The 25,807-nt window shown below is 44.8% G+C and carries 23 protein-coding genes and 1 pseudogene; 11 read left to right on the forward strand and 13 right to left on the reverse strand.

Annotation, left to right across the window (positions count from 1 at the left end; genetic code table 11):
• Window positions 1-41: 41 nt before the first annotated feature.
• Both NDI48_22365 and NDI48_22370 read right to left on the reverse strand, forming a co-directional pair.
• Entirely contained in the window at window positions 42-818 is a 777-nt protein-coding gene (locus NDI48_22365; protein ID MEP0833913.1) for a 2-phosphosulfolactate phosphatase, read from the reverse strand.
• 75 nt (window positions 819-893) lie between these two features.
• The gene (locus NDI48_22370) at window positions 894-2,084 is read right to left on the reverse strand and encodes a glycosyltransferase family 4 protein (protein ID MEP0833914.1); all 1,191 of its coding nucleotides are present in this window, start codon (window positions 2,082-2,084) and stop codon (window positions 894-896) included.
• A gap of 215 nt (window positions 2,085-2,299) precedes the next feature.
• On the opposite strand from NDI48_22370, the gene NDI48_22375 reads away from it, so the two are divergent.
• Window positions 2,300-2,647 (forward strand): hypothetical protein, encoded by a 348-nt coding sequence (locus NDI48_22375; GenBank protein MEP0833915.1) that lies wholly within the window; start codon window positions 2,300-2,302, stop codon window positions 2,645-2,647.
• Window positions 2,648-3,389: 742 nt separating this feature from the next.
• Here the strand turns inward: NDI48_22375 and NDI48_22380 are convergent.
• Window positions 3,390-5,000, reverse strand: coding sequence for a bifunctional pantoate--beta-alanine ligase/(d)CMP kinase (locus NDI48_22380; protein ID MEP0833916.1), 1,611 nt, complete (start codon window positions 4,998-5,000; stop codon window positions 3,390-3,392).
• Window positions 5,001-5,324: 324 nt separating this feature from the next.
• Window positions 5,325-5,597, reverse strand: a pseudogene (locus NDI48_22385) (septal ring lytic transglycosylase RlpA family protein).
• A gap of 1,269 nt (window positions 5,598-6,866) precedes the next feature.
• Between NDI48_22385 and purM the strand changes: the two are divergent.
• The 4 genes from purM (at window position 6,867) to NDI48_22405 (ending at window position 11,277) form a co-directional block, all read left to right on the forward strand.
• The gene (gene purM / locus NDI48_22390) at window positions 6,867-7,949 is read left to right on the forward strand and encodes a phosphoribosylformylglycinamidine cyclo-ligase (GenBank protein ID MEP0833917.1); all 1,083 of its coding nucleotides are present in this window, start codon (window positions 6,867-6,869) and stop codon (window positions 7,947-7,949) included.
• Window positions 7,950-8,318: 369 nt separating this feature from the next.
• Entirely contained in the window at window positions 8,319-9,596 is a 1,278-nt protein-coding gene (locus tag NDI48_22395; protein ID MEP0833918.1) for an MFS transporter, read from the forward strand.
• A 460-nt stretch (window positions 9,597-10,056) separates the two neighbouring features.
• Window positions 10,057-10,740 (forward strand): acyltransferase, encoded by a 684-nt coding sequence (locus NDI48_22400; protein ID MEP0833919.1) that lies wholly within the window; start codon window positions 10,057-10,059, stop codon window positions 10,738-10,740.
• 72 nt (window positions 10,741-10,812) lie between these two features.
• Complete coding sequence (locus tag NDI48_22405) at window positions 10,813-11,277, forward strand: MarR family transcriptional regulator (GenBank protein MEP0833920.1); 465 nt, start codon at window positions 10,813-10,815, stop codon at window positions 11,275-11,277.
• A 14-nt stretch (window positions 11,278-11,291) separates the two neighbouring features.
• Here the strand turns inward: NDI48_22405 and NDI48_22410 are convergent, their stop codons facing one another.
• The 3 genes from NDI48_22410 to NDI48_22420 all read right to left on the reverse strand — a co-directional run bounded on the left by NDI48_22410 (window position 11,292) and on the right by NDI48_22420 (window position 14,634).
• The gene (locus NDI48_22410) at window positions 11,292-12,476 is read right to left on the reverse strand and encodes an MFS transporter (protein ID MEP0833921.1); all 1,185 of its coding nucleotides are present in this window, start codon (window positions 12,474-12,476) and stop codon (window positions 11,292-11,294) included.
• Between the two features lie 279 nt (window positions 12,477-12,755).
• Window positions 12,756-13,361, reverse strand: coding sequence for an RloB family protein (locus NDI48_22415; GenBank protein MEP0833922.1), 606 nt, complete (start codon window positions 13,359-13,361; stop codon window positions 12,756-12,758).
• On the reverse strand, window positions 13,354-14,634 hold the full coding sequence (locus tag NDI48_22420; GenBank protein MEP0833923.1) for an ATP-binding protein: 1,281 nt from the start codon (window positions 14,632-14,634) through the stop codon (window positions 13,354-13,356). Before NDI48_22420 ends, NDI48_22415 begins: the two co-directional genes overlap by 8 nt.
• Before the next feature lie 170 nt (window positions 14,635-14,804).
• Between NDI48_22420 and NDI48_22425 the strand changes: the two genes are divergently transcribed.
• Complete coding sequence (locus tag NDI48_22425) at window positions 14,805-15,002, forward strand: helix-turn-helix domain-containing protein (GenBank protein ID MEP0833924.1); 198 nt, start codon at window positions 14,805-14,807, stop codon at window positions 15,000-15,002.
• 62 nt (window positions 15,003-15,064) lie between these two features.
• On the opposite strand, the gene NDI48_22430 is transcribed toward NDI48_22425, so the two are convergent.
• Complete coding sequence (locus NDI48_22430) at window positions 15,065-15,688, reverse strand: TenA family protein (GenBank protein MEP0833925.1); 624 nt, start codon at window positions 15,686-15,688, stop codon at window positions 15,065-15,067.
• A 21-nt stretch (window positions 15,689-15,709) separates the two neighbouring features.
• On the opposite strand from NDI48_22430, the gene NDI48_22435 reads away from it, so the two are divergent.
• From NDI48_22435 to NDI48_22445, 3 genes are all read left to right on the forward strand, one after another.
• Window positions 15,710-16,408 (forward strand): hypothetical protein, encoded by a 699-nt coding sequence (locus NDI48_22435; protein MEP0833926.1) that lies wholly within the window; start codon window positions 15,710-15,712, stop codon window positions 16,406-16,408.
• Window positions 16,409-16,621: 213 nt separating this feature from the next.
• The gene (locus NDI48_22440) at window positions 16,622-17,587 is read left to right on the forward strand and encodes an acetamidase/formamidase family protein (protein ID MEP0833927.1); all 966 of its coding nucleotides are present in this window, start codon (window positions 16,622-16,624) and stop codon (window positions 17,585-17,587) included.
• 99 nt (window positions 17,588-17,686) lie between these two features.
• The gene (locus tag NDI48_22445) at window positions 17,687-18,502 is read left to right on the forward strand and encodes a sulfite exporter TauE/SafE family protein (protein MEP0833928.1); all 816 of its coding nucleotides are present in this window, start codon (window positions 17,687-17,689) and stop codon (window positions 18,500-18,502) included.
• A 74-nt stretch (window positions 18,503-18,576) separates the two neighbouring features.
• Here NDI48_22445 and NDI48_22450 read toward each other — a convergent pair whose 3' ends face one another.
• From NDI48_22450 to NDI48_22460, 3 genes are all read right to left on the reverse strand, one after another.
• Window positions 18,577-19,161, reverse strand: coding sequence for a glycosyltransferase family 4 protein (locus NDI48_22450; GenBank protein ID MEP0833929.1), 585 nt, complete (start codon window positions 19,159-19,161; stop codon window positions 18,577-18,579).
• Window positions 19,162-19,855: 694 nt separating this feature from the next.
• Window positions 19,856-20,749 carry a DUF2382 domain-containing protein gene (locus tag NDI48_22455; GenBank protein ID MEP0833930.1) on the reverse strand — a complete coding sequence of 298 codons (894 nt, stop codon included), beginning with the start codon at window positions 20,747-20,749 and terminating at the stop codon, window positions 19,856-19,858.
• A 231-nt stretch (window positions 20,750-20,980) separates the two neighbouring features.
• A complete protein-coding gene (locus tag NDI48_22460; GenBank protein MEP0833931.1) occupies window positions 20,981-21,832 on the reverse strand; it encodes a DUF2382 domain-containing protein in 852 nt (283 codons plus the stop codon).
• Between the two features lie 468 nt (window positions 21,833-22,300).
• On the opposite strand from NDI48_22460, the gene NDI48_22465 reads away from it, so the two are divergent.
• On the forward strand, window positions 22,301-22,945 hold the full coding sequence (locus NDI48_22465; GenBank protein ID MEP0833932.1) for a bifunctional 4-hydroxy-2-oxoglutarate aldolase/2-dehydro-3-deoxy-phosphogluconate aldolase: 645 nt from the start codon (window positions 22,301-22,303) through the stop codon (window positions 22,943-22,945).
• Window positions 22,946-23,043: 98 nt separating this feature from the next.
• Window positions 23,044-23,556, forward strand: a complete 513-nt coding sequence (locus NDI48_22470) for a L,D-transpeptidase (GenBank protein MEP0833933.1) — start codon at window positions 23,044-23,046, stop codon at window positions 23,554-23,556.
• A gap of 113 nt (window positions 23,557-23,669) precedes the next feature.
• On the opposite strand, the gene NDI48_22475 is transcribed toward NDI48_22470, so the two are convergent.
• Window positions 23,670-24,542: an MBL fold metallo-hydrolase gene (locus NDI48_22475; protein MEP0833934.1), complete on the reverse strand. Its 873-nt coding sequence runs from the start codon at window positions 24,540-24,542 to the stop codon at window positions 23,670-23,672.
• A gap of 124 nt (window positions 24,543-24,666) precedes the next feature.
• Window positions 24,667-25,665 carry a glycosyltransferase family 2 protein gene (locus tag NDI48_22480; protein ID MEP0833935.1) on the reverse strand — a complete coding sequence of 333 codons (999 nt, stop codon included), beginning with the start codon at window positions 25,663-25,665 and terminating at the stop codon, window positions 24,667-24,669.
• Between the last annotated feature and the right edge of the window lie 142 nt (window positions 25,666-25,807).

The raw sequence follows: 25,807 nt of genomic DNA on the forward strand, positions 1-25,807 counted from the left end.
GACTTTATTAGGAGGTTCCTCTAGCAGTCATTAGATTAGCCCTACATCCGAGAAAATTCTCCAGAAAACCTTTCAAAACACTCACCGCGCATCACAGGTACAGAATCGAGCAAGTTCAATTGCAAGGCGTACCGCACATCAGCTTCAAATCCTGCCTCTCGCAATTCCCGCCCACTTCCACAATCCCAAATAATTTCCTCCAAATCGTTTTGAACAGACTGGAAGGAACCCTGACAAACACGAGCTTCAGGTGACTTCTCATACTCCAAATACGATAAGATTGCCCCTGCACCCAGATAATCCTCAATGGCTACCCGCAATTGCCCTTCCTCAGAAGGCATTAACCACTGTTCTCCACAGGCGATGATTGTCACTGATAAATCAGTAGTACTGACAACCTGTGATACTGCATTAGCAACAGCTTTTGCATTCACCAATGCCCCAGCGAACAGGTAAGGAACTGCACGAGACAAGCGGCTACAAGTTGCCCCATTGGGAGAAGGAAGAACAATCTTCGTTCCCGACTCTAGCCCCAAGTAGGATAGAGGCGATAGGGAAAAGCGTCCCTTTTGCGGTACATCTCTCCGATTCACAGCAGCTTCACCACCGATGCGCCGTGCAAAGGCGGCTGCATCCTCTGTTTTTCCACAGGGATAAACCACACCACCTTGATGCACGGCACAGGCAACGGCTGTGGAAAAGCTAAGGGTATCAACAACAACGATAATGTCTCCTCTTTCTGCTGCCTGAATAGCACCTCGCTGTCCCCAATCGAGTTTACAGGGGTACCGATACTGGGAAAAGGGATTTGGGTTCATCTTTTCTCGTGCAATTCTTCAGGCAGCAGTCGGAATTAGAGACAAAAAACCGTTGTGCTGGGAAGGAATTAAAACTTAGAGCCAGACAACTTGCGATCGCTCACTCACAACTTGCTCAAAAACTGCCTCAGTTTGCTTGGCAATTTTAGACCAACTGAAACGTCGCTCTAAATCTTCATAAGCATTATCAATCAACCACTGAGTATAGCCAGGGTTTTTCAACACTTCCAAAATCCCCCAAGCCAGAGAGTCGGGGTTGTTGGCGTAGGTGACAATGCCAGTCTTGGTGTGTCGCACCACCTCTGGGAATCCCCCGGTATCGGAAACAACCACAGGGACACGGGCTGCAAAGCTTTCTAGAGCGACAATACCAAAGGGTTCATAGAGACTGGGGAAAACTGCACAATCTGCGATCGTTTGGAACTTATCCAGGTCAGCGTCGCACATAAAACCCGTAAAATAGCATTTGTGACCAATCCCCAAATCCCAAGCTTGCTTCTTTAAGTGGTCGGTATTACCACCACCGATAATCACAACCTTGGCATAGCCCCCCATTTCCCACAGGACTTTTTGGGCAGCGCTGATAAGAACAGACACGCCCTTTTCATAGGTCATACGACCCACATAGTAGAATATTTTCTCTCCATCATCAGCAAAGCGGCGACGGAAGTTCCAGTGGTCAAATTCTGGAGTACGGTGTTTCTTTTCAGGTCGGACGCCGTTATAAATCACATCCATTTTGTCCCAAGGCGTATCTAAGGCGCGTTCCACTTCCCGCCGCATATATTCAGTACAGACAATCACCCGCCAAGCATCATAGGCAAGCAGTTTTTCTTTGCCACAAATGTAATGGTGGGTTTCGTTGTAAAGACCGTTATAACGACCAAATTCTGTGGCGTGAATCGTCGCCACCATTGGAATTTTGAAGTTATGCTTCAGTGCGATCGCGGCATCTCCCACTAGCCAATCATGGGCATGAATCAAATCAAAAGGCCCTTCTTCTAGAAGAAGTTTGCCCCCATGAAGCCCCATGCTGTCGTTCAAATTCACAATCCAGTGAAAGAAGTCATGACTGGGAGCAACGGGTACCCGATGGATATGAACACCATCCACAACTTCATAAAGCGGCGCTTCTCCGAACTCCACAGTAATTAAGTGGACTTCATGCCCTAATTTAACGATTTCTGGATATAACTCCGCCACATGGCGCGCAATTCCCCCAACAATCCGGGGCGGAAATTCCCAGGCAAGTACCAATATCTTCATTGCTTCCCCAATCCCTACACTTTAAACAGGTCTACAAACTGACATATTGCTCAAATTTTATTGAATAGATGCAATTGTACTTAGCTGCCAGACAAAAATCTTTTTGGTGTCTCGGCAAACAGTTCTGAATCAAACTCCACTGATGAATCTGGGGAATCGGGAGATGTAACCTTAATTTTTCCGGTGCGGCTATGACGAAAAGGGAATAACTCACTATGAGTATTCTTTGCCGCCAAGTTTCTCTTGCCGAACTGACTACCAGCGCCCGTGCCTATCGACGCCGCTGGCAGATAGGAATTGAAGCCGCAATAATAACACATCAAGGAAAAACACTGGGGTTCATTGTCCCCCTAGAAATTTTTAATAGTTTGTCTCCTGAATCCGTGTGTAGAATGCCCCTACGAGATTTACAACCTTGGCTGTTTCAAAATCGACAAGGGTGGATTGAAGGTATTATGGACGGGCTTACACTGACTTGGCATAGCAGAGAAGTCTTGGGCTTTGTTCATCCACGCCACAGTGTTCAGTTACCGTTGCCAGTGATTCATTCGCCGAAACACTAATGTCTGACTCCCGCTACTTCCTCAGACTTTAGCTGCTCGGTTATTTGTGCCGTGCTGGTTTATAATGTCTCCGCCCTAGGTTTGACAAACAATTAGGGGGGTGAGTCTCCCCTCAGTCTGGAGAGTCTAGTAATAGTGTATTCACTTTCAGGGGACATCTACCATGTTCCTTCATTACCGCCCAGCTTTTTTCGCTGGGCTTTCTTGTTGCTTAAGGATTGGCACTCGGTTTGACCGAAGACTTGTCCAAGAGACAATCGCAAAAAATCTTAACGTTAGGAACGACAACCCCGAATTTATCTCCGGGATTTCTCGGAATTTTGATCTATAGAGTTCAAAATCTCGTTTAACAGTTCAGTATTTTCCCGCTATCGCTGAACGGTCTACCCAGTTTATAAATGAAATGATTTAACTAAACACATGCCTTGCCCGCTGTCCTCTAGCCAGCGGGTTTTATTTTTCGGGAGAGTTCGGACAGTTATAGCAAAAGGCAGAAGGCACAAGGCACAAGGCAGAAGGTTTATTACTGCTAAGTCGTCGTTTCAGCCGTTAGGGCTGTCCTAACCTTTATGGCGACAGCTATAGTTCTCTAGATGAACAAAATCTGACCCAACTGCATAACAGGGACTGATTTTAGAGATAGATACTTATAAGACTGGAAATTAATATTCCGCACCCACCAGGGTGCGGATTCTTTGTGAAAGAAAGTCCAGCCACCTCGCCATCACACCTCTATTGATGGTCATCCCATGGATCTCACCTCTAGGGATAAGGGGCTGGCTTGGAGATTTCGGTAAAGACTGACAATGCGTTCGGTAACCTCTGTGATACTAAGACCATCCGTGACGACTTCAATGGCATCAGTAGCCTTGCGTAGGGGTGCCAAAGCACGAGTGCTATCACGGATGTCACGCTGTTGAATATCCTGTTCTAGCTGCTCTAAACTCACCATCGGCAGTTCTTGGTCTTTGAGGTCTTGTTGGCGTCGCCTTGCCCTTTCTTGAACAGAGGCGGTTAAGAAAATTTTGAGTTCGGCATCGGGAAAAACGTGGGTGCCAATATCACGACCTTCGACCACAATGCCACCCTGACAACCCCACTGCTGCTGTTGTTTGACTAACTCCCGCCGCACCGCTGGTTGAGCCGCGATCGCAGATACATTACCCGTGACTTCCTGGGAACGAATGGCTTGGGTGACATCCTCTCCATCAATCCAAACGCGATAGCGCAAGGGTAAGGAGTCCTGGAGGGTTAGTGCTGGCTCTTCCTGTTGCTCATTAGTCAGATAAATTTGAGACTGGCTGACGAGTTCGGCGATCGCTGATTCATTGTCTAGATCAATTCCGGCTTCCATTACCCGCCAAGTTACAGCACGATACATGGCACCCGTATCCAGATGCATCAGCCCTAAAGACTGAGCCACTCGGCGGGCAACGGTGGATTTCCCAGCCCCTGCCGGCCCGTCAATGGCTACAATGGGCTGACGGTTATAGAGCAGGATGTTGTCGATTAAACGAGTGGTTCCTAGACGTGCTGCGATCGCCAATAAGCCACAGTCCTCCACTTGCTCTAACGGCGTCAGCGTTTTGGGATGAACCAGTTCAACGTACTCCACTTGCAGTTCACTCACCCCAGCCAATTCTGACTTCACTGCCTCAATCAGACTCACGCCATCGCGCTCCCCCGATTTAAACACCTTCTGGGCTTGCTGCAAAGCTTGAAATAGGAGCGGTGCTTGAGCTTTTTGCGAGGGGGACAAATATTGATTGCGGGAACTCAGAGCGAGTCCAGATGCTTCCCGCACAATGGGACAAGCGACAATTTCCACTGACCCATTTAAATCCGCTACGATGCGCCGGATAATCGCTAGTTGCTGTGCATCCTTCTGACCGAAATAAGCACGCTCTGGTTGTACGAGGTTCAACAGCTTTGTCACCACTGTCGCGACTCCCTGAAAGTGTCCCTGGCGAGAGCGACCACATAATACAGAAGTCATCGTGGTAGGTGGAACGACCTGAGTCACCTGGATACCCATGTCTGAGCTTGACAGATGATTTCCGTAAAATTCGACCACCGTCGGGGCAAAAATTACATCCACTCCCAGCCGTTCACACTGTTGTTGATCCTGTTCCAACTGTCGTGGGTATCGCTGTAAATCTTCAGTTGGGCCAAACTGTAGTGGATTCACAAAAATGCTGACAATGACTAGGCCATTTTCCTGTCTTGCCCGCTCAATTAAACTAAAGTGACCCCTATGCAAGGCTCCCATGGTCGGGACAAGACCAACATCCTTACCGTTGCGGTAACGTTCTAAGTAGCAGAGCAATCCCGCTGTTGTCGTAAACAGGCGCATGAAATTCTAGAATTTGGATTTTAGCTGAAATCGCCGGAATCCCCACGCCGTCCCGTAGGGTAGCAATGGGAGGAGCATCACCTTGATGTTAGCAATTCGATGACTTCCAGCCAGTCAGCGATGGGTCTAACAAGGGAAGCCCCCCGCTTTGAGCCGGAGGGCTTCACTTCAAAAATTCTAAAGCTAAAAATCCAAAAATAGAGGGGTTGGCTGGCGTTCTGACCTTTGGAATTGGGTCTTAAGTTCACAGCACTCCAGCAGGGGAGGCTTGCCCCTGTGCCATTAGTAGCTGTCAGATGCTACTGTTTTTTGCTCCCCCAGAACCTGTACCTGTACTGGCGCAATGCCCGTTTGCATGACGCCTAAGGCTCTAGCAGCAGCCGCTGAAAGGTCAATCACTCGACCCCTGATAAACGGCCCACGGTCATTAATCCGCACCACCACAGAACGACCGTTGTTGAGGTTCGTGACTACAACCTTGGTTCCAAAAGGTAAGGTGCGGTGAGCAGCCGTCATCGCATTTTGATTGTAAACTTCGCCACTGGCACTGCGATTACCATGGAATCCAGGGCCATACCAAGAGGCAATTCCACTCATCGCTGATCGAACCGGAGCAAAGGCAACTTGTGCGGCTCGACGCTTTTGGGGCATCCCGGCAATTGTTCGCAAGGGTGGAGCATTCCCTATTAGCCGTCGGAGGCGATTGGTGGCTTGCAGAGCGTCTTGAGCGAGGTTTTTGGTTGTATCGGGTAGGAATGTGTTGTCGTTGATTTGAACAACTTCTTGACCATTCACTTGAATGCTGAAGGCTTTGTGTGGATCATTCCAACGCACAGCGATCGCCTTCGCATCTACGTTGTCTCGATACAGTTGATTCAATTTAGCCGCAACGGCTGTCGCCCGCCAAACCGGGTTATTTTCTATCTCGAACCGATCCGATGATGCGGTATACTGCTTAGCCCCTTCCAGTTCGTCTGAGGTCATTGCCCTCGTGGGTGAACTGGACTGGCGAGAAGCCCTCTTTGCTGGAGCTGCGGGGGTTGCACCCACTTGGGATCTCTGACTTGTCCCAGGCCGAGAGTCCCAGAAGCTCAGGACAGGAATATCGCGGACATACAGGATCGCGACCTTACGCCCTCCTGATTCATAGGCTTGAATTTTTGCAATGACTTCGGCTTGTTCCACTGCTGCCGCGATCGGTGAGTGCCTCTCCCCGACCTTAACCACTTCTTCCGGCTGAACTTGTGGTTGCTTTGAAGCAGGGGTCGCTGTCGCTGTTACCTGCCGTACCTGGGTTTTGGGTGAGTTATTCTCTGACGCTTGGTCTAGCTGGCTCGCTTGTTGAGCTTGACCTGCTGTTGCCGTTCCCAGGGTTGTCATTAGGAGAGTAGCACTAAGGCCACTCCAAATTCGTTGATTCATAAGTCCGTTGTCAAAAGCTATTTGGAATTCGAGATTTTGTGCTTCTGGTTGTGAAGCTTGTGAAAAGGCAATCTCCCCATTAACTCGTACTCGTTCCGCGTTCGCTCTGTTTCCTTGAACTGCAACAGACTAACATGAAGTTTTGGGTTTGGGGATCAGGGTTCGTCGGTATTCATCGGCTGATTTATCAAAACTTTAAATTCTCATTTTTCTTAAAACTCTTGTCTGGCAAGAATTTGCGGTTTTTATCTGTTTCCGGAAAAATTCGCAAATTTTATGAAAACTTTACATAAAATGTTTCGGCTTTATGAATAAAACGGTCATACATTTCTGAGGACTTTCAACCTGTGACCTCAATCTCTTTGGCGATCGCTACGTTCAACCTTGCCAATCAACCTGTAAAATACATCCTGCATCTCTAACTCAAAACCTTGTTGTTGTCTGATGGATTATCGAGAAGCCGGTGTCGATGTTGAGGCAGGTCGAGATTTTGTAGAACGAATCCGTAGCCTGGTGCAAAGCACGCACCGACCTGAAGTGTTGGGTGGACTGGGTGGCTTTAGTGGTTACTTTCAGCTACCTGTGGGGTATCGGGAACCGGTCTTGGTATCGGGCACCGATGGCGTTGGCACAAAGCTCAAAATCGCCCAAGACCTCAACTGTCATAACACAGTCGGAATTGACCTGGTGGCGATGTGCGTCAATGATGTTTTAACCTCTGGGGCAGAACCGCTATTTTTCTTGGATTATTTGGCAACCGGCAAGCTCAATTCCGAACAACTCACTCAAGTGGTTGCCGGCATTACACAAGGGTGTCGCCTGGCTGGATGTGCGTTGATGGGAGGAGAAACAGCGGAAATGCCCGGTTTCTACCAACCTGGAGAGTACGACTTAGCGGGGTTTTGTGTGGGAATTGTGGAAAAGAGCCAATTGTTGGACGGTTCCCAGGTGCAGGTGGGAGATGTGGCAATTGGTTTAGCGAGTCAAGGTGTCCACAGTAACGGCTTTAGTTTGGTACGGAAAATCGTCAACGAGTCTCCAGTGATGACGCAACTCCTGGAACAGGCTACGGGTGAAGGCGTGGAGGATAGCGCCCAAAGGTGGCAGATTCGCCCAGAAGGGCTTGCAGGTCAAAGTTTAGGTGAAGTGTTGTTAAGCCCTACGCAGATTTACGTCAAGCCGATTTTGGAGGCTCGTCGCGCCGGGATTAATATTCATGGGATGGCTCATATCACGGGGGGAGGGTTACCAGAGAACCTGCCACGCTGTCTGGGAGCTAATCAATCGGTTCAGCTTGATCCTAATAGTTGGGTGATTCCACCAATTTTTCAGTGGTTGGCTGAGGCGGGTGAAGTGAGTGCACAGAGTATGTTTAATACTTTCAATATGGGCATTGGTTTTGTGGTACTGGTACCACCAGAGCAGGCCGAGGAAACCCGTCGATGGTTTGAGGCGCAGCAGGTTGCGGCCTATACCATTGGTAGCGTGATTGAGGGCACGGGTGAGGTGGTTGGCTTACTTGGTTGATGGTTGCGGCGGAAGCTGAATTTTAACGAACCACAGAGGCTCGGAGGGCACTGAGAAGAGAAGGGGCGAGAAAGAGAGCTGTTTTTGAGCTAGCTGTGCTTGAGAATTGTTAGACAGGCTTGGATTGTGCGATCGCTCATCTTTCCTGACAGCTTCCCTCCGGTAGAAATTGCGCCTCACTCGACCGGGGGATTCCTCAAATCTTTAAGTATTGTTACAGTAATAGTACGTACCCTAAATAAAATCCCTAAACTTCTCTTTTTCAGGAAGTACATCTCTAAGAATACTAATTGCCAATCTCGCTTTTAGTAGAGATGCTCATTACCTGTATTGGATAGGCTTATTAGAGTTAAAAATAGGCATTTACTCATGAATTTTGGTGTATCAAAATTTAAGCCAATTCTGCGAGCCTTAGAGTCGAGAAATTACCGTCTTTTTTTTGCAGGCCAAGCCATTTCTCTGATTGGTACTTGGATGACTCAAATTGCGACAGTTTGGCTAGTTTATCAATTGACTGACTCCGCCTTGTTGTTAGGCGTTGTTGGATTTTCCAGCCAAGTTCTCAATTTTGTGATTGCTCCGTTTGGGGGGATTCTAGTCGATCGCTGGAATCGTCACCGGATTTTAATAGGTACTCAAGCCCTTTCGATGCTTCAGTCTTTAGCGTTAGCTTTTTTAGCGCTGACGGGTACCATTGCGATTTGGCATATTATTCTCTTGAGCCTATTTCAAGGGTTAATCAATGCGATTGATTCCCCGGCTCGTCAGGCTTTTGTGATGGAAATCATTGATAAAAAAGAGAATTTGGGAAATGCGATCGCACTCAATTCTTCAGTTTTCAATGGAGCTAGATTAGTCGGGCCGGCGATTGCAGGATTACTGATTGCTAGTGTTGGAGCCGGTGTATGTTTTCTGATTGATGGACTCAGCTATATTGCCGTCATTGCTGGCTTATTGGCGATGAAGCTCAAGCCGAGAACAATCACTCCTCACCAGGCTAATGTCTGGCAACGATTAAAAGAGGGATTCAACTATGCCTTTGGATTTCCACCCATCCGAGCGATTTTATTATTACTAGCCTTATTCAGTTTTATGGGTATGCCTTATTCAGTTTTGGTGCCCGTTTTTGCTACAAAAATTCTTCACGGTGGCGCTCAAACCTTAGGGTTTCTCATGGCAGCCGTGGGAGTGGGCGCATTAATGGGGGGAATTTACCTCAGTTCGCGCCAAAGTGTCGTGGGTTTAGGTAAAATTATTGCTTTTTCTCCCGCTGGTTTAGGGATGGCATTGATTATTTTTTCTCAATCCCGTCTTCTCTGGCTGTCTTTACTGATGATGTTGATTGTTGGCTGTGCTTCAATTCTGCAAATTGCTTCAAGTAATACGATTTTACAAACCATTGTGGAGGAGGATAAACGGGGGCGATTGATGAGTTTTTATACAATGGCGTTCTTAGGTGTATTACCCTTTGGAAATTTAGCATCGGGTGCTTTAGCCAGTCGCATCGGTGCACCGAATACAGTCATGATCGGTGGGGTTTTCTGTATTTTGGGTTCCCTTGTTTTTGCCCAGAAGTTGCCAACTTTAAGGCGTTTAGTTCGCCCTATTTACCACAAAATCGGATTAATTTCTAAGTCTTATTCATGATGGTAGTTCTTCCCTCGGAGTTGGCATTTGTTGATGTATAGCCAAAGGCACCGGAGATGAGAGTGAGGAGGTAGAGGATTCGGCGCGCTGGGTCGCCGAATATCGCAGAAGGCAAAAGGGATGTATATTGACGGCTCAATGTTTCAGTATTTGGCGAGAGTCAAGAGTTGCCTTGGCGACTGCTATAGCTGCGTCACACAGGATTGCCGACTCCCCCAGAGAAGGTAAAAAACATAGAGAAACCCAAGGAATACGAAAAATACATTAATCATTTTAAAAATAAAAAATTGCTTCTATCGAAAAGCAATGAAGTAAATTTATTACGTTTTTTTGATAATTTATTGATCGATTTTAATTCAAATTTATAATACAGGAAATTCCCTTTCGTATTCACCCTAATTCACATTTTATTCACAATCAATTTTTACTATCTAGAATACACTTTACTTAACAGTATGCCATGTATTCATTCCTGAAGAATTTACTTAAGAATATTATCAGGATACTCGCCCTACGTTACGGAAAATTCCCCAGTCTCTATCGCAAAATCTGCAAACCTAGGGGAGATGAATACGCGGAATATCTCCGCCGTCATGGCAATTTTTACGAGCTGGGTCAAGACTGTAGCATTCTCCCCAGCACGGTTTTCACTGACCCCGCCTATGTGCGAATTGGTAATAACGTTCATTTCTCGTCCTGTAGCTTGATTGGACATGATGGCTCTATTGCCATGCTTAACCGTGCTTACAACGTGAAGCTTGATGCAGTCGGTAAAATTGACATTCGCGATAATGTTTTTATCGGTTTCAATGCCATTATTTTGCCCAATGTCACGATTGGTGCGAATGCGATCATTGCCGCTGGGGCTGTTGTCACTAAGAATGTTGCAGAAGGAGACATTGTGGCAGGTGTCCCGGCTCAATCTATCGGTCGCGTTGAAGACCTGGTGAAAAAATTAGAGGCTCAAACTTATAATCTCCCTTGGGCTGAGATCATTCAACACCGTGAGGGAGGCTTCGCGCCTGAATTAGAATCCCAACTTGTACGATTACGAGTTTCTCACTTTTACGGCAATCCATCTACTCAGTTGGCGACGGCAAATCTACTCATGACGGATACTGGTGCAGGTGCTGCCGCCCATTAAGACATGTAACAACAATGAGTCAAACAAAGATGTTACTGTAATCTTGCATACTCGTCTATTGATTGTTGCTTGATGCCTTTTTCTGTGAATCGCAGTCATTTGGCAGAGTGGGAGGAAGTTCTCGCTCCCCAAAGCCTCGGCTACCGGATTAAACTGCTCTCCATGTTGCTGAGTCGCACGTTTCAAGAGCGATTAGAGCCGTATGGATTGACGCCGTTTCACTGGGTTGTTTTGTGTTGCCTGTGGCAAGAAGATGGGTTGGCAACTTCTAGTATTGGGGAACGATTGCAGCAGGTGGGAGGCACTTTAACCGGGGTACTCGATCGCATGGAGGAACGAGGGTTAGTGCGTCGAGAGCGTGATATGCGCGATCGCAGAATTTGGCGGATTTGGTTGACGGAAGCTGGCAAAGACTTAGAAGAAGTGTTGCCTCCGATTGCATTGCAAATCCGGGAACAGGCAATGGCAGGAATTGCTGAAGCTGATCGAGAATTACTTTCGAGGTTGATTGATCAAGCGATCGCTAATTGTTCTTAACCACTTTGTCTTTCTTAAGCCTTAAAAAGCCCAATCAGCAAGGCGATGGGTGCTGCAAGTAACATCCACATCGTAGGTTGCAAACCATACTGTTGAGCCACCCAACCTAGTACAAACGGGGCTAAACCACCCACGAAACCCGCCAGGTTGTTGAGTGTCATGACTGTCCCACTCTGCCCTGGCATCGCTGTGTACAATCGCCCCTGAAGAATTGAGTACCAACCTGCATTCAAGAACCCCAGAAAGCCGAGAATGATCAACTTAACATTGAGATTGGGCACAATCAAAAAAGCCGGGTAGAGGCACAAAACAATCATTGCGCTAAACCTCAAATAAGCGAGTCCTTGCACTCGTTCAAGTAAGGGAATGAGGAGAAAATCTCCGAGTAAGCCAAACCCCAACCATACGGTGATAGCAAAACTCGCCTGTGTGTTACTTGCACCGACGACATCAACAAAATACAGTGCTAAAAAACCACGCAGAACATCCAACATTAAATCCGAAAATTGCAACAACGTTAACCAACGGAGTACGTTGCGTCGTTTTAAGCTGTTGATAGCTTGACGGATACCATCGTTGAAACTTTGTATTGGCTGCTCAACTTGAGATGAGGCGGTTAGAGTTGCGATTGGATACTTCCACAAGATTCCTAGCAATAATACTGTTAGTACCGCCAAGATTAAAAACACACTCCGCCAACTTTGATTTAATGCTACAGCACCTGCTAAAGCCAAAGGTCCAATGACATTACCAACAGAACCCGCCAATGTCCAACGTGCCATGTTTTGCTCGTGGCGTGTTGGTTCCATGTCCATCAGCGTCGCCTGGGAAAGACTGACAAAGGAGCCAGAGGCGGGATAAAACAGCACAAACGCGGCTAATAACCCAAAAAAGTGATGACTGAGGGAAATGAGTAGTAATGCGATCGCAAAAGCAATACCTCCCCCCAAAATCAATTGCCGTCGCTGTCCCAAATCTCCTAAAATCCCCAGAATTGGCTCTATCAAGCTACTGATAGTATTGGGTATCGTCAGCAACAGTCCCACTTGCACATAGGAAAGATGCAAATCAGTCCGAATCAACGGATAGGCTGCACCCCCCACTCCATCCACAAGTTCGTCTAATAATTCGATCGCCAGGAAGATAATCGTTAATACAATTACAGTCTTGGTCGTTTTGTTTTTACTATCCAATGACATCGTGAACTTCTCCCGTCCTCAAAATTTGATCAGCAGCGCAACATCTTTAAGGGCGTTGGCGAGAAAGGAGGGGGAATCCACGAACAAACTCTCCGCCTTAGTTGTAATGCGAATCGCGAGTTGGATTGGGTTCTAGAAGATTACCAGGGAGGGAAAGTCATAGTAGCGAAGGGTAAAGAAAGGACTTGCGAATCATCAGTTATGTTGCTAGTTTATTTGTTTGACAAATACTTGAAGCTTGTCCGTACTGCGTAGAGTTAAGCGATGCTTTAAAGTTAATCATTGAATAAATTTATTGAGTTCCTGTACTAATAAATGCACTGATGTAGATGGATTATCTTTAGCTGGAATGTGAGGATCGTATTGCTTAAGGAGATTTTCAGCATTTTTAATAGCAATAGATTGCCTTTCAAATAATTCTTCATAAATTGTTTCACTATTTTTCTTGTATGTTCGACCAAGTAAAGAAGTTAATTTGCGAAGATAATCACCTCTAGGAATACCTGTATTAAGAAAATCAAAATGTAGAACATACCATAGCTCAAACGCTTCGTTAGAATAAGCCACTTTAAATCCTTGCTCATTAGCATTTTTGATGGCATTATTAAAATCTTCTACAGTCCAAGAATCACGATCAAAGACACACCAAACCTGATCGTAATCTCCTTGCTTATTCAAGTCTTTTGCGCTTTGAACTAGTCTACTTGGATTTTCTCCTAAACCCTGCACATCTATTTCAGCAACATCTTTAGGAACACGAAAACTTCTGAAATAGTTAGGTTCTGTTTTCTCTCCTTCACATACGATCAAAAATCTCTGTCTAATTTCCCTCGTATCAACTTTTCTAGGTAGATATCCACGAGTATTTACCTTTCTTCTAGACATTGGAATTGATTAGATGATTCAGGTTTCCAATAAATGGAATTGCACCATATCTACCTTTGATATAATCGCTCTCAAACGACGCATCGTTACGTATTTTGTATTCTGCTAAAGAATACAAATCTGTTGCACCGTATCTATTTTTTTCTGCAAACCAAATTTGATCCCTACGAAATAGCTTATTACTTAGCAAGTTGGTGTCATGGGTCATGAAGATTAACTGAGCATTTTTGGGATTTGTTTCATTAGAGTTGAATAGTTTAACAATTGCAAGACTTATTAGAGGGTGAATTCTAGCATCGAATTCATCTATAATTAAAACCTTACCATTTTTTAGAGTGTCAACCAGAGGCCCTGCTAAAGCAAAGACTTTTTGAGTTCCTTCAGACTCTTGTTCATCTAAATCAAACAACTCTATAGATATAGAATTTCCTTGGACATCAAGCTTACGATGCATTGTTTGTACTGATGTCGCTTTTCCATTTTTCAAAATAAAACTCTTTATCTCTTCTGGTAATTCCTTAGGTAAAAATTCATCAGTGATTTCGATTTCTTCTACTTTGATATCACCAAATCCTAAATCTAATTTTTTTAGCAATTGAAGGATATCTTCTTTATTTTTATTCTCCATTAGGCAACTAACTGTATAGCTTCGATAGCCTCTATCATCCAAACCAGAAACAACTTTGACTCGATGTGTAAGCCAGTCCAAGATTTTCTCAGCAATCCCGACATTAAATTGAGCAGATACAGACAAAAACAGAGCATTATGTCTTGTTTTCTGCTGAATGCCGTCAGCTTTATATGTTTTGGTAACACTAATATTATCTAGTCGGCGTTCAAAAAGTTTTGTTTCTCTTAATTTAGGCACATAAAATAACCATTCAGAAACAACTCTCTTACGAGTCGCCTCGAATCCATATCTATATTTCCTGCCGTTCATTAGGAATGCTATCTCAAAGAATGACGGCTCAGTCTCAGTTTCAAGACTGAGCTTAAATCGCTCAACACCAATTTTCTCTGTGCTTTGGGTTTCTTTAGAAGAGTTAATCATAAACCATCGCATAAAGCCTAGAGCTTTAGCTAGGTTGCTTTTCCCACTAGCATTTGCGCCATATATTGCAGAACTCTTAAGCAGCTTGAGATCATCATCTATTTCAAAAACGTTATTTTCATCCAGTGTTTTGTCTTTCGCGACAAGATTAGCTGCCACCATACTAAAGGTGACTTTCTCCTTAAATGATCTATAGTTGCCGACACTAAATTCGATAAGCATAGTTAGATATTTAGGCTTAAGTCATGAATTTGGGGAAAAATCACAACTTCCTGCTTTAAGGATAGCAATAATTTAGTTAAGATGTTAAGGTATAAGATTCTTTTACCGCATACATTTGTACTGACTTGCAGGGCGCAACATAATAAGTTGCTGCACTGGAACACCACAGTATGGTTGGCCTGCGTTGCCGAGACTATCTGTGTCCTCTAAACTCAATCGTTGGGCATCTTGCAGATCCCACGCGACGGGCGATTCTCGCTCACCTCGCCAAGGGTGAGGCATTGATCACTGAGTTAGCCAAACCCTTTGAAATGAGCCTTCCTGCCATCTCCAAGCATCTCAATGTGCTAGAGCGTACTGCTGTTTAATCTTGATCCCAAAGTTAGCAATGACGCTCGATTTGAGTCACTCTAACGCTAATCTCCAAAAATCAAGCGATTTGCCAAGCCGCCTCAAAGAAGTCGCGTTCACACAACATGGCATAACGATACGTTGATTCTACCGATGCCGTAAGCTGAGTATACTGGTCAGTCAAATGCTCTAGCTTCTGCGCCAGTTCCTCAAACTCTGGATGGCTATAGGTGCGAATCCAATCCGTATATTGATGAGTTGGAATCCCATCATCAGCCAATTGTTGACCTAAAAAGGCATAGAGACGCATACAGGGAGTCATCGCCACCGTAATTAAACTCAATTCACACCCCCAAGCGGTTGCCAGTAAAAAATCCGTATAGCGGCGTGTGGCTGCACCCGGTTCGACTGTTCGCAAGTCCACCCCCCAGGTTGCCGCATAACCCTCGTGAAGCTTCAGTTCTTCGAGAACACCCGCAGCAAGACAATGAAAAGTATTAAATTCTTGCCAATCCATCGCCTTAGCGGCGGCAATACTATAAGCACGAGCGAAAGCTTCTAGAAAAAAGGCATCTTGACCCACATAGTAAGCGAATTTTGTGCGCTCCAGGGTGCCAGTGGCAATTCCTTGTACAAAAGGGTGTTCCAGACAGGCTTGTGCTAAGTCTTGATTAGACTGCCATAAGTCTTTGCTAATCGTCATTGTTAGCTCTTATCACATTCAATGAAGCCTTTTACCAACACTTTGAAAATCCTAAAATTCCGTTGGGAAACTTTACTCCAACCGTTTGTAGTGGAGACTGAGTTAGAACAAAAAGTATTTCTTGACTTAGTCACTGCTTACTCTACCACTGAAAGATTCTATCATAACTTAGAGCATATTAATCAAGTATTAGAAATAATTGGACAGATGAAATCGCGTAGTTTAGATTACATTTCTGTTCAGCTTGCGGCTTGGTTTCATGATGTTATATATGACCCTCAAGCTCCAGATAACGAGGAGAAAAGCGCTGAATACGCAGAAGCGGCACTCCACTCCTTAAAAATTCATCAAACCATAATTAATCGGGTTAAATACCTTATTGTGACAACCAAAAATCACCAAGCATTACCCACTGATATAGACAATCAAATTCTTCTGGATGCTGATTTATCTATCCTTGGTGCAACCAAAGGGGAATATCAGACTTATGCTCAAGCGATTCGTCAAGAATATTCGTGGATGGCTGAGGTAGATTATCAGATAGGAAGGCAAAGAGTTTTAACTCAATTTTTGCAGCGAGAAAGACTCTATTTAACTGATTACGCTTACCAAAATTTCGAGAAACAAGCCAAGCATAATTTGCAACTAGAAGCAAACGATTTATCGTTGAAAATTCAGATAAGTCGCGAGGAAAATGACGAAAATACATCGGTTTTTTAGGGACATCCTTACTTGACTCACCTACAGTACCCCCACTCCAATCTGGTGAAATTCCCATTCTCATCAAAACTGTTCAGCAAGCGATAAGCCTGATAGTATGATGGGCTTAGGCAATGCCTCTAATACCCAATCTCCTGGAGATACCTCTCGTAACGGCGTCACTACCCTGCATAATTGAATGGCGAGGCTTTTGTTTCTGCTTCTTAGTGCTAGATGACTCACCACATTCTTAAAGCTAGCTGTCAAACGGTTCATCTCGGCGGCTTTTCCCATGAGTTGGAACCCGCATTAGTGGTTAATTCAGGTGACAGCATCGATGTTGAAACTTACACCGGTTTCTATATTTACGACAAAGCGCCGCCGGAATTTTTGACAGCGGAATTACTAGAAATTTGTCAACATTTACCCACAAAACGCAAAGTGGGGCCAGGGCCACACTTGCTCACCGGACCGATTTATGTAAATGGCGCTGAACCAGGGGATGTTCTGGAAGTAAAGCTGCAAGATATCTCACCCCGTTTACCTATCGGATTCAACGCCATTCGCCCAGGATGGGGAGCCTTACCTGAGCAGTTTACAGAACCCAGGCTACGGTTTATCCCCTTGGATTTAGACAAGGGTGTGGCACAATTTCCAAACGGTAGCGGCATATCTATTCCTCTCAAACCCTTCTTTGGTATCCTCGGTGTTGCCACAGATGAAACGAACCGTTCTTCGGTTCCTCCCGGAGTTTATGGAGGCAATATTGATAATCGAGAATTGCGAGCGGGTTCAAGCATCTTTTTGCCCATATTTGTCCCTGGTGCACTATTTTCTATTGGGGACGGACATGCAGCTCAAGGTGATGGCGAAATTAATGTCACCGCGATTGAAACGTCCATGAACGGCACTATCCAGATTCGGTTACGTAAGGATTTACAATTGAGCGCTCCCCTGGCAGAAACTCCTACCGATATTATTACTCTTGGGTTTGGTGAAACGCTGGATCAGGCATTTGAATGTGCCCTCCAGCAGATGATGACTTTCTTAGAACACTTTGCTGGATTAAGTGCCGAAGAGGCTTATGTTTTGTGTTCTCTTGCGGTGAATTTCCATATTACTCAAGTGGTCAATCGTCCTCACAAAGGGGTTCATGGTATGCTTCCTAAGTCCATATTACCGAAGGCGATCGCCCTTTAATGCGGTACCCGTTAGCGTAATCTAGCTAGAACTCAAACTTGACCGAAACCCTCGTATTTATTAGTCGGGAAAATTCCATTATCCAAAATCTACAATCGAATGACGCCAACGACTTTATTAATTTTTGCTGGTGGTGGCTTATTTGCGGGAATTCTTGCCGGTTTTTTGGGCATCGGTGGCGGCACAGTACTCGTACCGTTGTTAGTCGCGTTAGGATATCAGCCTGTTCAAGCAGTTGCTACGAGTAGTCTGTCGATTGTGATTACTGCGATTTCTGGCAGCGTCCAAAACTGGCGAATGGGGTATTTGAGATTGCAGCAAGTCATAGGCATTGGATTTCCTGCGGTAGTTACCGCGCAAGTGGGTGCCTATCTGGCAGAGTTATTTACTCCCTACGCTTTACTCGTAGCATTTGGGTTACTGCTACTTTTGAATATTTACCTGGTTGAACTCCGAAAACGTCTAAGCGCTAGGGAGAAACAGGAACTTCAACAAGTAGCAGGCGAGACACTAATTCAGGATACAGGAATCAAAGCCACTATTTCCCGAATTATCACCGGCAGTACGGCAGGTGTATTGGCAGGTTTGTTTGGAGTCGGTGGCGGTGTAATTATGGTGCCACTGCAAATTTTGCTGTTGGGGGAAAGGATTAAAACGGCAATTCAGACGAGTTTGGGTGTCATTATCATTACAGCCGTTTCAGCTACTATCGGGCACGCCTTTCGAGGAAATGTTTTGTGGGTTGAAGGGTTACTTTTGGGTACAGGCGGTTTATTGGGAGCGCAAATTAGTACGCGCATTTTACCCAAGTTATCCGATCGGATCGTGAGTTTGGCATTTCGTTCGCTGTTAGCTATTCTTTCAATTTACGTTTTCTGGCAAGCGTGGCAAAACTATAACGGTGTCAAGCTTTGACTCTAGGATAATTTTTACTATTACTCTTTTATTCCAAGTAGAGAGCCAAAGCTTGCTCACCTATCAGGAAATCCCTAAGTGCTTTTTAAGAAATTGTCCTGATCCAACTGATGCTTCTGAGCTAGCAGTTCTATAATTACCTGATGAAGGCTCTCTGCCCATTTGTTCCAATTCAATCGTGCGTCATATTCCTCTCTGGAGGAGCGCACTAAGTTCTCGTAGTGGGTGCTATCAGAGAAATTTTCTACAATTATATTCGCGTAATCGTCGCCACCAGCGGCAAGGGGTAACCTATAACCATTCTTCCCGTTGCTAATAATAGTAGAAATTCCGCAAATATCGGTTGTGAGTACGGGAAGTCCAAAAGCGTTCGCCTCACAAAGTACGATTGGGGAACAATCGCCGCGAGTAGGAAGAATGAAAAAATTCGATTTCAAAAAAAGTTCGTCGAGTTGTTTCCGCTGTTCGGGAATATTTTTATTCAAAAAAGGGATGACTGTGAGCTTGTCATGTTTAATTTCAGCAGGGGGTACACAACCAACAAGTACTAACTCGGCATCAATCCCTTGATTGCACAGAGAAATTAAAGTTTGAAAGGCAATATCTCCCCCTTTCCTGTGCCAATCTTTGCCCACAAATAACAAACGACAAGAAGACATTTGTTTTTTTGATAGAAATCTCCTCAGCTAGAGGAGGATTATCTAAATTGGCCCCAAAAGGAAGCACAACAACATTATCAGCATCAGCCTGGTAATCCGAAATAGCGGAATCAGCAGCCCATTTTGAGCAATATACTATTTTACTTGCCTTGGAAATGGCAGTTAATTCTTGTTTTTCTAACCATTCAGCCTCTTGTTGATCTAAATTCAAAGGATAATATTTTTGATACAGCTTAAACGTTGCATCCGATAGATAAATAATCGGAATATTAGTTGCAAAAAAAATAATTCTGCCGCAGCGACTGGAGCTAAAATTACATCAACTGACGTTTTATTTAGCTTTGTATGGCCTAGAGAAGCAATTTTTTCCACTTTTTAACGTAAGGAGAAGAACCCATTTTTAAAGGATGGTTATTTTGCCCAACTCGACTCTCCAAACTCTATCTTAAAAATAAAAAAATGCAACAATGTTGCCATTGTTACACTTAGCCTAACTCTCTGTTCAGAGAATTAAAAATTACGTAAAATACTGATTTTCCATTAGACTCAGCCCGACAACTACAGAACTCCTCGTGGTCAACTTTAGTTGAGTGGCTGCCTTTACATTCCCCACCCTACAAAGGCATCACTGGTAACTGGTCAGTCGTCACTGCTTCAATTGCTAAAGTCAGAGGGAGTACCTTACCCTAATTTTTTAGCGTATAGAGCAACGGTCAAACATGTTTTGGTAAGTTTTCTGAAGTTCTGCGTTTTCCACTGTCAATTCCACGCGAACTTTTACGCACCCATGCCGCTTTTGCAGTGCGATTGCCTCTAACAGATTACTGGCGGCTCTAGGAGAGACAAATTCACCGATAACTTGATCACCCTTTTCAGGCTCATGACGAGACTCTTTCTGATGAGGAATCTCAGAACTCGAAGGATTGGTCAGTTCAACACCGGTAACTTCCCCCTTACTTAAGTCAATGGCTGCAAGCCTTTTAGTCTCTGCTCCGACTTGCTCAATAATTAATATCTCGCGTTGAATAGGGACTTCGATAATGTGAGTTTCGATTTCTTTGCGAACCACCACTTCGCCAACTTTTTGCTTGCGGCGGTTGACTACGATCCGTTCTTCTAGCAAACGAACGAGCTCTTCTTCCACTACATTTGAGCTATCATCTAATTCTGTCACGTCTTCAGTGGCTACTTCTGTTGGCATTGCTGTTTCCGAAGACGGAGTTTCTAGGGAATCTGTTTCACGAAGTTCCTGAGACTGAAAATCCCTTGGGGTTTCCTCAGTTAGGGAGAGATTTGCAGAGCTTCCTGGAATTTCTGCTACTTGCTTATTATGCATCGAATATAGAGGAAGTTCCTCAAGTTCTACAGGGGTGATATCTACAAAAAGTAAGCGGTGTACAGCATCAACTTTCTCAATATATTTACTACTGAGTAAATATATTTGCGGATTGGCTTGAGCTTCCGCTTTAGACATAAGCACATTCAGATGATAGCTTTTATCTAAGAAGATATCTGTAACTCGCCCTACTAATTGGCCTTGCATGTTGATGACAGCAAAGCCTTTCAGCTTGTTTTTCAGCTTTTCCAATAAATCTTTAATTCGAGTTTTGTTTTTGGTAGAGACAGGATTATTGGCAACCATTTTTCTCTCCTAATTTATTGTCTGGATTAAAATACTCTTTTTATAGACAGCTTATAGACAGCAGGTAGAGCCAGCTAAATTGCCCGCTCTACCTGTCACTGTTATAAGTGATTCTTCGCTGATTCAATGATCAGCCTTGTTGTCAAAAGCGGCTTCAGACTACTAGACGTTAAAAGCCTACTTACGTTTGTTAATGGCAGGATTGCCATCAACATCAATGTCTAACTCTTCACGGCGAATCGTTTCTGTTGCATCTACCGTGTCGCGCTCAATTTCTTTCCGAATACTAACTTCTTCACGTACAAAGGCTTTCTTTTGAATGTCAGCCGTTTCTTCGTACACTTCCATGCGAGCCACTTCACCTTCGCGGAAATCTACCTCTCCAGGCGTAACTTCTCTGGTGTCGGTAGGGTTGGTGCGCTCAATAATGACCCGTTCTTTTTCGATGGGAACAGATACTCTGGCTGTTTCAGTTTCAACATGCTTACCTACTGTAACTTCACCCGTCTTTTGACGCTGTTTGCTGGTCAGTAAGCGCTCTTCATACAGCTTGATTTTTTGATGATTTTGCTCATCTGTATCGTAGAGTGAGCGATCATGCTCATAGTTGTAGGTGTTACGGTCGTAGGTAGAGCTAGGAACCTGAGCCGTCGTTGCCGTTGTGGCAGTTGCTGTGGGTCGGTAAATCCCTCTGACTCGTTCTTCATAGTCGTAGTCAACGGTCATGTTGTCGTTGTACTCTGGTAACCGTTCAACTTGGTCTTTGGTCAAGCCTGTAATGTAAACACGGCGACGATCATAATCCATCCGCACGCGACCAATGGGAACCAAAACTTTCTTACCAAACACCCAGACGCCTGTGTCAATTACGAGATAGCGAAAACGACCTGTTTCATCAACAAGCGCGTCATAAATGCCACCCACTTTTTCATCGGTAGCGCTATAGACTTCATATCCTTTGATGTCATCGCCACCAAAAATTTCTTGCTTATAGTTAGGATAAGCATCTGCAAGTTTCACAAGAGCCATTCGTTTAATTCTCCTAAATTTGTTTTGTATTAATCACTCACTTCAATAGATTAGATAAATTTGCTCTTTTTTATCATCATACTAAGGGTATAGAATTGGAATTGGGTTGGATTAAGCTTTCAATAAAACCAATGTAAAGTTAATTGATGCCGAAAATAATTGAGGCGTACTAAAAGTCAGCTCACCTTGCTCTTTACAGCGCTTTACTAACAGATTGCCATATTTCTGAGTTGAGAAATCATAGCTTAAATTTAATTTCATCTCCCTAAGGATTGGTATAGATGTAATAAAATATTCATCGGTTGGTAGAGGAAGTAGAAAAATTGACAGTTTTAATCGAAAGAACACAGCGTTTGGCGTTACCCAAAAAGCCATACTTTACAGAATATGTAGAAAAAATAAGTACATTGAACAGCGCTGACTTGAAAAAATTTTCCTTCCTCCTCTACCGGGCACCCCAGAGTGAAGATGTCTAATCAATTTTGGTTAACTTTGTTGCAGCAACATCGGTTTATTGCTGTGATTCGATCGCCTTGGCTATCACTCGGTCATAAAATGGCTCAGGCGGTAGCGCTGGGGGGGTTATCGCTGATTGAAATTACCTGGAATAGCGAACGAGCCCCTGAACTGATCAGCCTACTCCGCACGGAGTTACCGCACTGTATCATCGGCACGGGCACGTTATTAAACTTGGAGCAGTTAGAACAGGCGATTGAGGCGGGTGCACAGTTTCTGTTCACGCCCCACGTTAATCTGAGTTTAATTGCCGCCGCCGTTAAGGCCGGTGTCCCCATCGTACCGGGTGCTTTGACTCCGACAGAAATTGTCACCGCTTGGGAGGCAGGTGCTAGCTGCATTAAGGTATTTCCCATTCAGGCGGTGGGTGGAGCCAGTTATATCAAGGCTTTACAAGGGCCACTGGGTAATATTCCTTTAATTCCCACTGGCGGAGTCTCGCTGGAAAATGCACAGGAGTTTCTCAAAGCTGGAGCGATTGCCGTGGGGCTTTCCGGCGAGTTATTTCCCAAAGCGCTGATAGCTACAGAAGATTGGAAAGCGATCGCGCAACGCGCCAGAACTCTCAGGGAACACTTAGCGATTCCAGCGAAATAGCACCAGAACGAGTCAACGATAAAATACGCACAACTTTTGATAGCCTCATTTCTAGGCCGTTGCGCCTCATCTACCTTGACTCAAGACGTGCAAAATCCATGAAAAGCCTCATCTCCCCCCACTGGCTCCGTCGCTGTGGAACCGTCTTAGCGGGTGCAGCCATGACTCTAACCGCTTTAGGTGTTTGGGTAACACCCCTTCTCTCCAATCCCCTGAGAGAGAGTATTGCGACAAAAATGATGGAGCTGCAAACTTCCAAGGAACGCTGGATTCAAATTGATTTGAAAAACCAACGGTTGATTGCTTGGGAGGGAGGAAACCAAGTTTATGCGCTCGTCATCTCCACAGGCAAAAACACCACCCCGACTCGCCCTGGTATTTTTACCATTCAAACCAAGTTACCCAAGAGCCGCATGAGAGGAGCTAATTATGACGTTCCCAATGTGCCTTATGTCATGTTTTACGAGGGAAACTACGCCATCCACGGAGCCTACTGGCATCGTCAATTTGGGACGCCCGTCAGCCATGGTTGCGTGAATGTTGCTGTGAATCACGCCCGTTGGTTGTTTGATTGGGCATCGGTGGGAACGCCAGTGGTGATTAATCACTAGATACAGAAATGTTGATTACATTAAGGCTTGATGAATATCAGCGATCGCAATTCTCTCCCTTGTGCAATTTCAGTAGGTATCGTGTTGCTCGCCCCATGTCTCCCGATGACTTCTTATCTGGCTTGCATCCAAGCAATACACTTTTGTAGTTGATGGCGCATGGTTTCTGCATCAGTATGGTAGCGGCGACCATGACCCGGTAATACCCACTCAAATGAATAGTGAGTTAACTTTTGCATGGATTTGATCTGTTCAGACCAGGCATACCAACAGAAATCACGGAAGGCAATGAGCTGATTTAATTGTTCATCCCAAGCCAGATGGTCGCCCGTGAACAAAAACTTATGATTGTGCAATAAAACGGTGTGACCTTTGCTGTGACCAGGAACGGGGATAATCAACAAATCGGGCGCTAATTGAACGGTTTCCGAACCCGTCAGTTGAATTTCTACATCACGAGTGCTGCTGGTAATATCATCGCTGTGCAGGATTCTTTTGCAGCCAAAATGCTCAGCATACTTCTGATGATCCGCAACATCATCCCGATGCGTCAGGTACATATAATGAATTCCACCCATGTCTTCTAAGCGCTTGACTAATGGTGAGGCAAAGCGAGGTGAATCCACTAAAACATTGCCTTCGGGGTGTTGAATAAAGTAGCTGGTAGCGGCGTAGGAACTCTCGGAGTGGTAGCCGCAATGGTAGACATTATCCGCCACGAGGATGGGGAAACTCTGATGAGCGGTTTTGATATCTTTCGGCGTTTCAACGGTACCAATTGAGGAGGTCGGACAAGATAATAGAGCTTGGAGCGATCGCAACCGTTCAGCTTCTGATGTCGGTTGATGATACACCACAGACTGCTCCCCCGCCTCCTGAAACACTTCCGGAACCATCCATCGGCAAGTATCACAATCAATACAGGTGCTATCGACGTAAAAGTCACCGCTGACGTTTTGAGAGCGGCGTTGATTTAGATGAGCCATTTTTTAAACGCTGTTCAATTTAACCCTGTCTCTAAATCATACTCATTACGACTATGCTTTGTGTGCGACAAGGGAGCTGAAACAGCAAATCTACCCACAGGGGTATAAGCGACACACCCTTCCTCTAAAACCTATCCCTTTGAGAAGAGTGAACCTTGTGTTTAACGGTTGAAGTTGAGTCACACCCATAAGTTTCTCGCACGAGGTAAAGAGGGCGTCCCTTTACCTCTTCGTAGACACGAGCCAGATATTCACCAATCACACCTAAGCTAACTAACTGTACTCCTCCCAAAAACAGAACCGCCACCATGATTGAGACATAGCCAGGATGGTCAATTCCAAAGAGTAAAGTCCGAACCACTAAAAAGCTGGCATAGAAGAATGAAGGTATGGCGACTAAAAGACCTATATAACTCCATACTTTTAAAGGGAGTAAGCTAAAAGATGTAATCCCATCCAAAGCAAAATTCCAAAGTCGCCAGTAATTCCATTTTGTTTCTCCTTTATGACGAGATGGGCGATCAAAAAGAACGGATGTTTGTTTAAAGCCCACCCAAGCAAACAAGCCTTTCATGAAACGATTCCGCTCCGGCAATTGTTGAATCGCCTCAACAACACGACGATCGAGTAAACGAAAATCTCCAGTATCGCGGGGAATGGGTACACGGCTGATGCTATCAATGACTCGGTAAAACCCATTCGCTGTAAAGCGCTTTAGCCAGCTTTCTCCCTGACGGGAGCGACGTGTTGCATAAACAACATCATAGCCCTCACGCCATTTTGCCACCAGTTCTTCGATTAATTCAGGTGGGTCTTGTAAATCCGCATCAATGGGTACAACAGCCTCGCCATTGGCATGATCTAGACCTGCGCTTAGAGCAATTTCTTTTCCATAATTCCGAGACAAATTGACGACTTTAATTCTGGGGTCTTGATAATGATGCTCTATTAAACAGCTAAGCGTATTGTCTCGACTACCATCATTCACACAAACGATTTCATAGGTCATGTTGAGATGCATCAGGACAGACCTTAATCGCTCAAATAGATAATCAATATTAAGTTCCTCATTGTAAAGAGGAATAACCACAGAGAGTTCAACAGCACCTGATTCGGGAGGCATAGTGTAAGATTAACGAGCTACCTGAAACTATCCCAGCCAAAATATATCACTCACACCAATGAGAGAAAGCCCTGAAACAGGGGGATGTTTTTAAGTCGATTGTTGGGTAGATTGGGATTTTAAGTATTAAGGTGTCAATTAT

It is taken from the genome of Microcoleus sp. AS-A8 (genome assembly GCA_039962225.1).
Classification (GTDB): domain Bacteria; phylum Cyanobacteriota; class Cyanobacteriia; order Cyanobacteriales; family Coleofasciculaceae; genus Allocoleopsis.